Below are 12,305 nucleotides of genomic sequence, written 5' to 3'. Positions count from 1 at the left end.
CCTTGTGTCTTCGTGCGGTGTGCGGTGCGGGGGTGTGCCGGTCGGGGTGCGGGCGGGTGGGCCGCCCGCACCGGGTCGGCGTTTCAGAGGCTGCGGGCGGTGATGTCGCCCATGTCGGTGGTGGCCCGGATGTCGAGCTCGGTGGTGCCGTCGTTGCGGAGCCCGTTGTCGATGCGGCCGAGGCCGGTGCCGGCGTCCAGCGAGGCGGACACCCCGGCGGCGGCGGTCACCGAGATGTCGCCGGAGCCGGTGCGCAGCACGACCGCGCCCGCGGCGGCCTCGTCGATGCGGATGTCGCCCCGGTCGGTCCGGATCTCGGCCGGGCCGGTGAGGCGGCCGACCTCGACGTCGCCGTCGAGCACGGCCAGGCGCAGGGCCGCGGCCTCGTCGATCTTGGTCTGCCGGTAGGCGCCCTCGAAGACGACCTCGCCCAGTCGGCCGACCCCGCGCAGTTCGGCGCCGCCGGTGCGGCCCTCGACCCGGGAGCCGGAGGGGACCTGGACGGTGACCTCCAGGGCCCCGGTCGGGCCCAGCAGGCGGTTCCCGGTTTCCGGGGTGAGGATCCGCAGCACGCCGTCGTCGTAGGTGACGGAGGTCTGCTCGGCGGCCTTGGCGTCGCGGCCGCGGCCGGCCTTGGCGGGCCGGACCTCGACGGTGCTGTCGGAGCGGTCGGCGGCGATGATCTGGACGCGCCCGGCGGGGATGTCCAGGACGACGGAGACCGGGGTGGTGGTGTCGAACTTCTCCATGGTGCTCTCTCCTTGCACTCGCTGTTTCCGATGATGGAAACGCTACGTTGCATTCGCGAATCTGGCAACACTCTCGTTGCCAAGAGATCGAGTATTAGCAGGTAGATACGGCATATTCTTTGCAATGAGATGTCGATTAACGCAACAGAACAGCCTCCTCGTGTTGCATTGATTGAAGCCGAACGCTACGCTGGGCCCATCAGCGGACAGAAAGGGGCCCACGGTGCCGGGAGGCAGGCTCACCCAACAGGAGCGCCGGCGGATCGCGCAGGGGCTGGCCGACGGCCTCGCCTACGCCGAGATCGCCCGCGACCTGGACCGTCCCACCTCGACGGTCACGCGCGAGGTGATGCGCAACGGCGGCCCCGCCGCCTACCACGCCGACCTGGCCCAGCGGGCCACCGAGCGCCGCGGGCGCCGGCGCAGGAAGGCCGAACCGGGGGGCCGCTCCTCCGGCCCGGGCGCCCGCGACGACGCCGCGCTGGCCGAGTACGAGGAGAAGTTCACGGCCATCTTCGTGCAGCAGGGCCTGCCCACGATGACGGCCCGGGTGCTGACCTGCCTCTTCACCGCCGAGGCCGGGAGCCTCACCGCGGCCGAGCTCGTCGACCGGCTCCAGGTCAGCCCGGCGTCGGTCTCCAAGGCGGTCACGTTCCTGGAGGGCCAGGGCCTCCTCCGCCGGGAGCGGGACGAGGGCCGCCGCGACCGCTACTTCGTCGACGACGACGTGTGGTACCAGTCGGTGATCGCCAGCGCCCGGGGCACCGCCGAGCTCGCCGAGACCGCGCGGCAGGGCGTCGACCTGGTCGGACGCGGCAGCGTGGCCGCCACCCGGCTGGAGAACGTCGCGCGCTTCAGCGACTTCATCAGCGAGAGCATCCTGCGCGCCGCCGAACAGGTCCGCGACGTCCTCCACACGAAGCCCCCGGCGGCCCCGGACGAGCCGGCCCGGGAGGAGCGGGACCGGGACTGACCGCCCGGGGGAGCGGGGCGACGGCGGCGGGGTTGACCTTGCGGTTACTGGAGGGCGCACACTCGTCGCATGCTCTCCATCAAGGACTTCAGCGAGATGTGCCGCCTCTCGCCGCAGACGCTCCGCTTCTACCACGCCGAAGGCCTCCTGGTCCCCGCCGAGGTCGACGAGCGGACCGGGTACCGCGGGTACGAGTTCGCGCAGATCGAGACAGCGATGACGGTCATGGCCCTGCGCGGGGCCGGGATGAGCGTCAAGCTCGTACGGCGGGCCCTCGACGAGCCCGCGTCCGCCGCCGACCTGCTGCGGGAGCACACCGAGGAGCTGCGGCTGAAGCGCGCGGCCGAGGACGACGCCATCGCCACCGCGCGTGAGCTGCTGACCGCCCGGCCGACGGTGCGCCGGGGCACCGCGCCCGGCCGCGCCGTGGTGACCGCGGTGGCCCCCGACCCCGAGTCCCCGCCCACCGAACTGGAGGACGACGTCTGGGGGCCGACCATGACCTCCGTCGCCGCCACCGCTCGCGGACTTGCCGCGCTGGTGGAGGAGCACGGCGGCCGGGTCGCCGGCCCGGCGTGGGCGTCCATGACCCTGGAGACCGAGGAGCAGCTGCACCGGTACCACTCGGCCGAGGGCCCCGTGTGGCGGGTCGACGTCCCCGTCGCCGGGGACACCGCAGCGCTCGCGGAGCACGCCGAGGTCCGGGCCTTCGAGTCCCGCGAGGAGCTGTCCGTGTTCCTCCCGGGCGCGCAGTCCATGGCCAAGTACGGCACCGCCCTGTCGATGCTCGCCTCGCACCGCGTCGAGGGCATGATCATCGACATGTCGGCCATCCGCCTGGTCCTCCACGACGACGGCGTCGAGACCGCCGTCCGCCTGGCGCCCCTGGCCGACTACCTGGAGGAGGGGGTCCCCGCCTAGGCCGTCAGCCGGACGGCCGCTCCGGCGCCCGCAGCCCCGCCTCCCTCCCCAGGAGGCCGGCCCGGGTGCGGTTGCCGAGGTCGAGGCGGATGAGCAGGCGCGACACGTACCCCCGTACCGTCGACTCCGCCAGGAACAGCCGCGCCCCGATCTCCGCGTTGGTCATCCCCTCCGCCAGGCACCCCAGGAGGTCGCGGTCCCGCGGGCCCAGCCCCGCGACCAGCTCGCGGGCGCGCGCCGACACCCCGGACCGGCCCGTGAACCCGCCCGCGACCTCCCGGGACAGCACCGCGTGCCCGCCGGCCGCCACCCGCACCAGCCCCACCAGGTCCTCCATGGGGGTGGACTTCACCAGGAACCCGGCCGCGCCGGCCTCCAGGGCGCGTGCCACGTGGGAGTCGTCGGCGAACGTGGTCAGCGCGACCACCGCCGGGGGATCGGGCAGGGCGGCGATGCGCTCGGTGGCGGCGATCCCGTCCACCCCCGGCATCCGCAGGTCCATCAGTACGACGCGCGGCCGGTGCCGGAGCACGGCCTCCACCGCCTCCGCCCCGTCGGCCGCCTCGCCCACCACGCGCAGGTCCTCGGCCGCGCCGAGGATGACCCGCAGGTGCTCGCGGACCATCGGCTCGTCGTCCACGAGCACCACGTCGATCACCGTTCCTCCTCCGTTCCCTCCCCGGGCAGGGGCACCACGGCCGCCACCAGGAATCCGTCGCCGTCCCGCCCGGCGCGCAGGGACCCGCCCAGCATCTCCACCCGGTGCCGCAGCCCCTCCAGGCCGGTCCCGGTCCCCTCGATGAGGGGGCCGGTCCGATCGTCCTCCACCGGGTTGGCCGCCTCCACCAGCACCGCGCCGCGCTCGCGGACCACCCTGAGCCGGACCGCCGCGCCGGGGGCGTGCTTGCGCGCGTTGGTCAGGCACTCCTGGACCACCCGGTGCAGGGCCCGCGCCACATGGGGCGGCAGGCCGGCGAGGTCGTCCGGAACGTCCTGCTCCACCGCCTGCCCCGCCTCCCGGGCCTCGTGCACCGGCTCCAACGGGTCGGGGACGCCGGCCGCCGGTCCGAAGGACACCGGCGGGTCCGGCCGCACCGAGGCCGGGTCGTTCAGCACACCGACGATCTCGCGCAGCTCGTCGACGGCCCGCCCGCCCGCGGCCCGGATGCGGTCGGCGACCTCGCGCACCCCGGGGTCGGCGGACACGGCGGCCAGCGCCCCCGCCTGGAGAACGATCAGGCTGACCTGGTGTGACACCACGTCGTGCATCTCCCGGGCCAGCCGCCTGCGCTCGTCGACGCGGGCCCGCTCGGCCAGCAGCGCCCGTTCGCGCTCCTCCTGCCGGGCCCGTTCCCTCCGCGCCTGCGCCAGGCGCCCGTACAGGGCCAGGGCCGCGCCGCCCAGCACCGGCGAGGAGGCGTTGAGCGCCTCCAGGAACGCGAACCCCTCCGTCCCGCGCACGACGGCGATGAACACCGCGTAGCCGACGAAGGCGGCCGCCCCCACCGCCGCCCCGCGCGGACCGCGCGCCCACCTCACCAGGTTCGCGGCGGCCCACGCCAGGACGAGGACCGGCCACACCAGGCCGCCCACCAGGGCCAGCTCCCGCCAGGCCCCGCCGGCCAGGTACGGGAGCACCGCCAGGACCACCGCCGCCGCGGCGACGGCGCCCGGGAACCGGGGGCCCAGGGGCACCAGCACCGCCGACGCGCCGGCCATGGCCGCGGCGCCGGCGAGGACCGGGAGCGGCCCGGCCCCGTCGATGACCGCCAGGCAGAACACGCCGTTGGCGACGGCGAGGAGCCCGAAGGCGCAGGCGAGCAGGACCGCCCCGCGCCGCGCGGGCCGCCCCCTTCCGGGCGGCGGGGCCGGGGGAACCGCGTGGTCGTCCATGCCCCCACCGTAGGCGGCGGGCCCCCGCCCGGACCCGCCCGGGAGGGGATCGACGACATTCGTCGTCTCCCTCCCCGCATTCGGCGCTGCCGCCGCCACGTCCCCGGACGGTTGCCTGGTGGTGACGGACGAAGGACGACGGAGGGCGGACGACGTGATCGAAGTCGAGGACCTGAGCAAGCACTACGGCCGGACCCGGGCGGTGGACGGTCTGACGTTCACCGCGCCCTCCGGCCGGGTCACCGGGTTCCTGGGCCCCAACGGCGCGGGCAAGAGCACGACCATGCGGATGATCCTCGGGCTGGACCGGCCCACCGGCGGCCGGGCCGCGATCGACGGGCTCCGCTACCGGGACCTGCCCGACCCGCTCCGGGCGGTGGGCGCCCTGCTCGACACCGACGGGATACCGCCCGGCATGACCGCCGCGGGGCACCTGCGCTGGGTGGCGGCGGCCGCGCGCCTGCCCGACCGGCGGGTGGACGAGGTGTTGGGCGCGGTCGGGCTGTCCGGGGTCGCCGGGAAACGGGTGGGCGGCTTCTCGCTCGGCATGCGCCAGCGGCTGGGCATCGCCACCGCCCTGCTGGGCGATCCCGGGACCCTGGTGCTCGACGAGCCGGTCAACGGGCTCGACCCGGAGGGGGTCCGGTGGGTGCGCACGCTGATGCGGTCGCTGGCCGCGGAGGGGCGCACCGTACTGGTCTCCAGCCACCTCATGGGGGAGATGGCCGAGACCGCGGACCGTGTGGTCGTCATCGGCCTGGGGCGGCTGATCGCCGACACCACCGTGGCGGACCTGGTCCGCAAGGGTGCGGGCGGCCGGGTCCGGGTCAGCGGGCCGCGGCCCGGGCCGCTCGCCGCCGTCCTGCGCGACCACGGCTGCACGGTCGAGACCGATGCCGGGGACGGGACCGCCGACCTGCTGGTCACCGGGGCCGAGGCCGCCGGCGTCGGAGAGCTGGCCGCGAGGTACGGGCTGGTGCTGCACGGGCTGACGACGGAGCGGCCCAGCCTGGAGGACGTGTTCATGGAGCTCACGGGCGCCGACGCGGACCACGTGTCCGCGCCGGTGGCCCGGACGGGAGGGAAGCGATGACCGCCGGGGTAGGGGAGAACGCACGGGGGACGCGGACGCGACCGGGCCCGGGGTTCGGGCCGGTGCTGCGGTCGGAGTGGCGCAAGTTCCTGGCGACGCCCGCCAACCGGCTCGTGCTGGTGCTGGCGTTCGTGCTGACGGTGGGCGTCACCGTGCTCATGGTGGTGTTCGGCGACAGCGCCGCGATCGCCCGCGAGCAGGCGGAGGGCGAGTACGCCGTCATCTTCTTCGCGGGAGGGTTCGGCACGTTGGCCTTCGCCGGCCTGGCGGGTGGCATGGTGGCGTCGGAGTTCCGCGGTCCCGCGGTGTGGACGCTGGCCGCGTCCCCCCGCCGGTGGCGCCCGCTGCTGGCCAAGCTGGTCATCGTGGCGGCGCTGGCGCTGGTGGTGGGGCTGGCCGTGGCCCAGGTGAACTTCCACGTCAGCCAGGCCGCCCTGCGCGCGGCGGGGGAGCCGACGCTGAGCCTGGGCGCGCCGGGGATGCTCCGGGCGACGCTGGTCTACATCCCGCTGGGGATGGCGGTACAGGCGGTGCTCACGGCGTGCGCGGCCGCGGTGCTGCGCAGCGCGGCCGGGGCGTTCACGGCGGTGTTCCTGGTCAACCTGCTGCCGGTGGTCACGGCCCCCTTCCTGGGGGAGTGGTGGATGGAGAGCGTGCCCCGGTTCACCTACGGCGCGGCGACGGAGAGCGTCGCGGGCATCGCGGTCCCGGGAAGCGAGGGGTACCTGCCCACCGCGGCCGCCGTGCTCGTGCTGGTGGCGTGGGTGGCGGTCTTCGTGGCGGTCGCGGTGGCGGTGTTCGAGCGCCGGGACGTGTGACCGGGGAGGACGGGGGTCAGCCGGCCGCGGGGGCGCCCGCGGCCGCCCGGTCGCGCAGGCGCGCGACGGCCGCCTCCGTCGCCTCGTCGGCGGGCAGCATGACCAGCACCTGCTGGTCCCGCGGGGACGCCTCCAGGACCTCCCGGTGCAGGCGGAGGACCCCGGCCGAGGGGTGCGCCAGGGTCAGCACCCCGCGTTCGGGGAGCCTGTGGCTCTGGAGGCGGTCGGTGAACTCCGGGCCCGCCACCGGGGCGAGCTCGGCGCCCATCCATTCCGCGGACTCCCGGGACGGCGCCGTCCACAGGTCGAACGCCTGCTCGTCGGCGACGGCGCCCCAGTCGGGGAACAGCTCCCGCGCCCGGGGGTCGGTGAACACGTACCGGGTCAGGTTGGGGAACCCGCCGTCCGCCCCCGCCCCCTCCAACAGGCCGGTCTCCGCGAACACCGCGTCGAACCCGCGCGTGCGGGCCAGCAGGTCGCCCAGCCGGTTGGTCACGGCCGCCACTCCCGGCTCCAGCAGCCCCAGCGTCCGCAGGACGGTCGGCGCGACCTCCCGGTCCGGCGGCGCGGGGCGGTTGTGGGAGGGGCACCCGCCGCCGGTGATCTTGGCCAGGTAGAGCAGGTGCCCGCGCTCCGAGCCGTCGAGTCCGAGCGCGTCGCCCAGCGCGTTCACGACGGCGGGCGACGGGTTGCCGTCGCGCCCCTGCTCGATCCGGGTGAGGTATTCGACGCTGATCCCCGCCAGCGAGGCGAGGTCCACCCGGCGCAGCCCGGGGGAGCGGCGGCGGTGGCGGGCCGGCAGGCCCAGCGCCTCCGGCTGGATGGCGTCGCGCCTGGCCCGGATGAAATCGCCCAGAGGAGTACCCATGCCGCGATCCTAGGGCGGGCCCGCCCGGCGGGTCACGGCCTCAGCGTGGCCCTGTGGGGGCCAGCCTGACCACGGCCTGTTCACGTCCGCCGCCGGGGCGGATCGTGGTCGGCATGGACAACACAGCACACGCTTTCAAGCTCGTGATCGTCGTCGGCAGCGTCCGGGAGGGCCGGTTCGGCCCCACGGTCGCCTCCTGGGTCGCCGACAGGGCGGACGCCCACGGGGCCTTCGAGGTGGAGGTCGTCGACCTCGCGGACTTCGACCTCCCCCTGGCCCTGCCCGCCGTTCCGCCGAAGATGGCGGGCGACGCCTACCCCTTCCCGGACTCCCTGGCCCCGTTGACGGAGGCGCTGTCGGGGGCGGACGCGTTCATCCTGGTCACCCCCGAGTACAACCACAGCTACCCGGCCTCGCTGAAGGCCGCCATCGACTGGCACTTCACCCAGTGGGCGGCCAAGCCGGTCGGCTTCGTCAGCTACGGGGGAGCGGCGGGCGGCCGCCACGCGGTGCTGCACCTGGAGAACGTGCTGACGGAGCTGCACGCGGTGACCGTCCGCGACGGCCTGAGCTTCCCCAACTACTTCTTCACCTGGGAGGACGGCCTCCCGCGGGACCCCGAGGCCGAGGGGTACGCCAAGGCGATGCTGGAGCAGCTGGCCTGGTGGGCCGGTGCGCTGCGGGCCGCCCGTGCGGCGGCCCCCTACCCGGGGTGAGGGGCGCCGGGCGGGGCCGCGGCCCCGCCCCCCTTCCCGGGTCAGGGCCGGGCGATCCCCGTCCGGTAGGCCCAGACCACCGTCTGCAGCCGGTCCCGGGTGCCGATCTTGGCCATCGCCCGGGTCAGGTGCGACTTCACCGTGCTGGTCTCGATGAACAGCGCCCCGGCGATCTCCGCGTTCGACATCCCCTGTGCCAGCAGCCGCACGATGTCCGCCTCCCGGGCGGTGAGCAGGCCCCGCGCGTCCGGGTCCGCTCCGCCCGGGGGCCTGCGCCGGGCGAACTCGGCCATGACCCGGCGGGTCACCGCCCGGTCCACCAGCCCCTGCCCGCTCGCGAGCCGCCGGACCGCGTCCACCAGGTCGTCGGGGTCGGTGTCCTTGAGGACGAACCCGGCGGCCCCCGCCTCCAGCGCCCCGAACACGTACTCGTCGAGGTCGAAGGTGGTGATCACGAGGATCTCCGGCGGCCGCTCGCCGGGCCGCCGGGCCGACCGCTCCAGGATCTCCCGGGTCGCCGCCAGCCCGTCGCCACCCGGCATGCGCACGTCCATGCAGACCACGTCGGGCCTGAGCCGGGACGCCAGCTCCACCGCCGACGGGCCGTCCCCCGCCTCGCCGACCACCTCGATGCCGTCGGCCATGTCGAGGATCACCCGGAACCCGGCCCGGACGATGGCCTGGTCGTCCACCAGCAGAACCCTGATCACCGCTCGCCCCCGTTCACCGGCATCTCCCACCGCACCCGCCATCCTCCGTCACCGGTGGGCCCGGCCTCCAGCGCCGCACCCACCACCTGGGCGCGTTCTCGCATGCCCAGCACGCCCAGCCCGCGGTGCTCCCGCCCGGTCGCGCGGGCTCCGCCCGGCCCGTTCCCCACCTCCAGGACGAACCCCTCCGCCCCGTACCGGAGCAGCACCCGCACCCGTGCCCCGGCGGCATGGTCGCGGGCGTTGGTCAGCGACTCCTGCACCACCCGGTAGGCGGTGACGTCGGCGATCGGCGCCAGCCCGTACGGCTCGCCCTCGCGCACCACCTCGATCTCCGTTCCGAGTTCGCGCTCGGCGCCGACCAGCCGGTCCAGGTCGGCCAGCCCGGGCACGGGCGCGCCCTGTTCGGCCCCGGCGCCGCCGTCCTCGGCGGGGTCGCGCAGCGCGCCGACCACCGAGCGCAGGCCGGCCAGGGTCTCCCTGCCCTGGGACCGCACCCAGGCCATCGCCTCCCGGGCGGCCTCGTCGTCCCGGCCGATCAGCCGCTCCGCAGCCCCGGCCTGCACGACCATGCCGGACAGGTGGTGGGCGGCGATGTCGTGCAGTTCGCGGGCCATCCGGGCGCGCTCGGCCCGGATGGCCGACTCGGCGCGTTCCCGCTGGGCGCGGGCCTCCTCCGCGGCGCGCGTCCGCAGCAGGCCGAGGTAGCGGCGCCGGGTGCCCACGTAGGCGCCGACCAGGGCGGGGAGCACGAACGTGGGGACACCCGAGGCCAGCAGCCCCAGCCACGGCACCGCCGACCCCTCGGGGACCGGCGGCAGGTCCGCGGGCGGCGCCAGCAGCCCTTGCACCGGTCCGCCGACCAGCCAGTAGAGGACGACGGCGCCCGCGACCGCCCCGAGGAGCCGGGGCACGGGCAGCAGGGTCCCGCAGGTGTACGCGGCGATGAACAGCGCGAGCCCCTGGACCCCGACCTCCGGCGGCAGCAGCGCCATGACCGGCAGTTGGAGCGCCGTCCCGCCGACCAGGCACACGACCGGGTACCGGCGGCGCACGGCCAGCAGCAGCGACTGCGCGGCCATGGCGGCGGTGAGGACGGCCCCCGCGGCCGCGGAGAGCGCCACCGCGTCCACGTGGACCAACGAGAACAGCAGCAGCCAGAGCATCCCGACCGAGGCCGCCGCGACGGCCGCCGCCAGGGCCGCGTCCCTGCGGGCCCGCCCGCGCAGCCCCACCCGGTCCAGCAGCGCGTCCGCCAGTTCGCCCGCCCCGGAGAACGGCGGTGCCGGAACCGGCACCGCCGTTCGCGCGGCGGGGCCGTGGTCCTGCTCGCCCATCGGGTCCCCCTTCACTCGTCCGTGGACATGATCCCCGCCCGCCCCCGGGACCTCAGTACGTCGGGTCGAAGGAGAGCAGCCCGAAGGACAGCGCGAACCACGCCGTGCCCGCCAGTGCCGCCAGTACCAGCGCCCCGGCCGCGTACCGCTTCCACCCGGCGCGGCGCCGGACGTCACCGGCCAGCGACCACGCGGCGGGGACGACCCCCAGCGCGCCGAGCAGTTGCAGGCCGTGGAGGCCCAGCAGCACGGCCGCGGGCACCTCGTTCATCCCCATCAGGAACGACAGGACCAGCACCCACCCGACCGCGGCGGCCAGGGCCGAGGCCGTGCCGGCCCGGGTGAGGACCCGGGCGGTGCGCCCCGCCCGGTCGCGCGCGGGCAGGGACAGGCTCCGGCGCACCACCGCGCCGACCGGCCAGGAGAGCACGGCCACGAGCAGGACCGCCAGCGAGAAGGCCAGGACCGCCGGTGCCGCGACGTGTCCGGGGCCGGCGCGCAGGAACGCGGACGCCGGGTCGGTCCCGAGCGCCTCCACCCGGCCGTCCTCGGCGCGCATGGACAGCGTCCGGTGCCCGCCGACCTCCCTCCACAGCCACGGCTCGACCTCCTCGTACACCTGGGGGTGGCCGCTCGCGGTGCCGGGGGTGACCAGGATGGTGCCGTCCCCGCGGTCCCGGACCTCCAGCCCGCCGACGAGGTCGAGCACCGACAGGAAGTTGCTCTGGACGGCGCGGGTGCCGATGTAGCTCCCGTCCGCCATCGCGGCGTGTTCGGCGGCGGTGTCGGTCCCGGCCGCGGGCCCCTCCTCCCGGGGCAGGTAGCGGTCCATGAAACCGCCGGTGATCTCCTCCCGCAGGTAGTACCCCTGCCCGTCCGGGTACCCGCCGCCGTTGAAGGACACGAAGACGCCGGTGCCGTCTTCGGGGTGGATCTGCAGGTGGGAGTGGAAGTACATGCTGTCCCCTCCGTGCCCCAGCGCGGGCCGCCCGTTGCGGTCCTCCCGGTAGAACCCCAGGGCCATGCGCGGCCCCGCGGCGAGCGTGCCCAGGGAGTCCTCGCCCAGGGCCGGGGAGTGCATGAGGTCGAGGGTGTCCCCGTCCAGCCCCAGCCCCTCGAGGTCGCCCAGGTGGGCGAGCATGAACCGGGCCATGTCGGGGGCGGAGGTGGTCAGCGCCCCCGCGGGGGCGTCGGGGACGGTCTCGAACTCCCCTGCGGGCCCGGTGTCGTCGGTGTACCCGGAGGCCAGCCGGTCCCGGAACCCCTCGGGGAGCGGCTGGGCGAAGGTGGAGGAGTCCATGCCGAGCGGCTCGAACACGGTCTCCGCGACGTACTCCTCGAACGGCTCGCCGGCCGTGCGCTCGACGATGTACCCGGCCAGCGCGTTGCCGTAGTTGGAGTAGGCGGGCACGGTGCCCGGCGGGTACACCTGCTCGGGCGGGTCCTCGACCAGGTAGGAGCGCAGGTCGGGGGAGTCCTGGCCGCTGAGGAACATGCCCTTGATCCGCTCCTCGAACCCCGGGGTGTGCGTCAGCAGGTGCCGCAGGGTGACCGGCTCGTCGAACCGGGTGGGGAGGGTGAAGTCGAGGTACTCGTTCACGTCGGTGTCGAGGTCGAGGGCGCCCTCCTGGACCAGCCCCATCACCGCGGTCGCGGTGACGAGCTTGGACACCGAGGCGACCCGGAACAGGGTCTCCTCCGGGTCGACCGGGACGGGTCCGCCCCCGTCCGCGCCGGTGTCGGCGTACCCGTAGCCGCGGACGGTGAGGATCTCCCCGTCGTGGACGACGGAGACGACGGCGCCGGGGATGCCCGAGACGTCGAGGGCCCCGGGGACGACCCCGTCGAGCCAGGCGTTGACGTCCTGCTCGGTGAGCTCGGCGGTGGGCGGCGCCGCCGCGGGCGCGGGGGCGCCGTCGTTCGGGGCGCCGTCCCCGTCCGCGGGCGCGGCGCAGGCCGAGGCGAGCACGGCGAGGGCGGCGGCCGCGGCCGCCAGGGGGACCGGGGCGCGGCGTGCGCGCGGCGGTGCTGTGGTCTTCGCGGGGATCACGGACCCCTCCTTCCGGTGGTGTGGTCCCAGCGTCGCGAAACCGGTGCCCCGGGCACATCGGGCGCGGATCGTCACCGTGGTTGCGACCTTCGTCGGAGGCGCCGCCTCCTCGGGTCGATCCGCCGCTCTGTCCACCCACCGCTCTGTCGACGCGTCCCCTTGTCGACTCGTCGCCGT

At 75.5% G+C, this 12,305-nt stretch carries 12 protein-coding genes; 5 read left to right on the top strand and 7 right to left on the bottom strand.

All coding sequences use genetic code 11. The features are described from left to right. Window positions 1-83 precede the first annotated feature (83 nt). The gene (locus K1J57_RS09240) at window positions 84-749 is read right to left on the bottom strand and encodes a DUF4097 family beta strand repeat-containing protein (protein ID WP_220564026.1); all 666 of its coding nucleotides are present in this window, start codon (window positions 747-749) and stop codon (window positions 84-86) included. 223 nt (window positions 750-972) lie between these two features. Between K1J57_RS09240 and K1J57_RS09235 the strand changes: the two genes are divergently transcribed. Both K1J57_RS09235 and K1J57_RS09230 read left to right on the top strand, forming a co-directional pair. Then, window positions 973-1,722: a helix-turn-helix domain-containing protein gene (locus K1J57_RS09235; RefSeq protein ID WP_220564025.1), complete on the top strand. Its 750-nt coding sequence runs from the start codon at window positions 973-975 to the stop codon at window positions 1,720-1,722. Window positions 1,723-1,791: 69 nt separating this feature from the next. Next, window positions 1,792-2,643 carry a MerR family transcriptional regulator gene (locus K1J57_RS09230; RefSeq protein ID WP_220564024.1) on the top strand — a complete coding sequence of 284 codons (852 nt, stop codon included), beginning with the start codon at window positions 1,792-1,794 and terminating at the stop codon, window positions 2,641-2,643. Between the two features lie 4 nt (window positions 2,644-2,647). On the opposite strand, the gene K1J57_RS09225 is transcribed toward K1J57_RS09230, so the two are convergent. Next, a complete protein-coding gene (locus K1J57_RS09225) occupies window positions 2,648-3,301 on the bottom strand; it encodes a response regulator transcription factor (protein ID WP_220564023.1) in 654 nt (217 codons plus the stop codon). Beyond that, window positions 3,298-4,536 carry a sensor histidine kinase gene (locus K1J57_RS33955; protein WP_220564022.1) on the bottom strand — a complete coding sequence of 413 codons (1,239 nt, stop codon included), beginning with the start codon at window positions 4,534-4,536 and terminating at the stop codon, window positions 3,298-3,300. Before K1J57_RS33955 ends, K1J57_RS09225 begins: the two co-directional genes overlap by 4 nt. A gap of 154 nt (window positions 4,537-4,690) precedes the next feature. Between K1J57_RS33955 and K1J57_RS09215 the strand changes: the two genes are divergently transcribed. Next, window positions 4,691-5,629, top strand: coding sequence for an ABC transporter ATP-binding protein (locus K1J57_RS09215; protein WP_220564021.1), 939 nt, complete (start codon window positions 4,691-4,693; stop codon window positions 5,627-5,629). Window positions 5,630-5,691: 62 nt separating this feature from the next. Beyond that, window positions 5,692-6,447, top strand: a complete 756-nt coding sequence (locus K1J57_RS09210) for a hypothetical protein (protein ID WP_220564020.1) — start codon at window positions 5,692-5,694, stop codon at window positions 6,445-6,447. 16 nt (window positions 6,448-6,463) lie between these two features. On the opposite strand, the gene K1J57_RS09205 is transcribed toward K1J57_RS09210, so the two are convergent. Continuing rightward, window positions 6,464-7,315, bottom strand: a complete 852-nt coding sequence (locus K1J57_RS09205; RefSeq protein WP_220564019.1) for a helix-turn-helix transcriptional regulator — start codon at window positions 7,313-7,315, stop codon at window positions 6,464-6,466. Window positions 7,316-7,428: 113 nt separating this feature from the next. Here K1J57_RS09205 and K1J57_RS09200 point away from each other — a divergent pair, with 113 nt between their 5' ends. Further along, window positions 7,429-8,031, top strand: a complete 603-nt coding sequence (locus K1J57_RS09200) for an NADPH-dependent FMN reductase (RefSeq protein WP_220564018.1) — start codon at window positions 7,429-7,431, stop codon at window positions 8,029-8,031. A gap of 41 nt (window positions 8,032-8,072) precedes the next feature. Here the strand turns inward: K1J57_RS09200 and K1J57_RS09195 are convergent, their stop codons facing one another. The 3 genes from K1J57_RS09195 to K1J57_RS09185 are packed head-to-tail and all read right to left on the bottom strand — an operon-like array spanning window position 8,073 to window position 12,128. Beyond that, the gene (locus tag K1J57_RS09195; protein ID WP_220564017.1) at window positions 8,073-8,741 is read right to left on the bottom strand and encodes a response regulator transcription factor; all 669 of its coding nucleotides are present in this window, start codon (window positions 8,739-8,741) and stop codon (window positions 8,073-8,075) included. Next, entirely contained in the window at window positions 8,738-10,078 is a 1,341-nt protein-coding gene (locus K1J57_RS09190) for a sensor histidine kinase (protein WP_220564016.1), read from the bottom strand. The genes K1J57_RS09195 and K1J57_RS09190 overlap by 4 nt, the downstream gene beginning before the upstream one ends. A 52-nt stretch (window positions 10,079-10,130) precedes the next feature. Continuing rightward, window positions 10,131-12,128 carry a serine hydrolase gene (locus K1J57_RS09185; RefSeq protein WP_255646925.1) on the bottom strand — a complete coding sequence of 666 codons (1,998 nt, stop codon included), beginning with the start codon at window positions 12,126-12,128 and terminating at the stop codon, window positions 10,131-10,133. Between the last annotated feature and the right edge of the window lie 177 nt (window positions 12,129-12,305).

The sequence above is a fragment of the Nocardiopsis sp. MT53 genome (genome assembly GCF_019598965.1).
Lineage (GTDB): Bacteria > Actinomycetota > Actinomycetes > Streptosporangiales > Streptosporangiaceae > Nocardiopsis > Nocardiopsis changdeensis.
This window is presented reverse-complemented; position numbering and strand designations above follow the sequence as displayed.

Coding starts and splice junctions, on each gene's coding strand:
- K1J57_RS09240 (WP_220564026.1), bottom strand. CDS start 749: ATGGAGAAGTTCGACACCACCACCCCGGTCTCCGTCGTCCTGGACATC.
- K1J57_RS09230 (WP_220564024.1), top strand. CDS start 1,792: ATGCTCTCCATCAAGGACTTCAGCGAGATGTGCCGCCTCTCGCCGCAG.
- K1J57_RS33955 (WP_220564022.1), bottom strand. CDS start 4,536: ATGGACGACCACGCGGTTCCCCCGGCCCCGCCGCCCGGAAGGGGGCGG.
- K1J57_RS09205 (WP_220564019.1), bottom strand. CDS start 7,315: ATGGGTACTCCTCTGGGCGATTTCATCCGGGCCAGGCGCGACGCCATC.
- K1J57_RS09200 (WP_220564018.1), top strand. CDS start 7,429: ATGGACAACACAGCACACGCTTTCAAGCTCGTGATCGTCGTCGGCAGC.
- K1J57_RS09190 (WP_220564016.1), bottom strand. CDS start 10,078: ATGGGCGAGCAGGACCACGGCCCCGCCGCGCGAACGGCGGTGCCGGTT.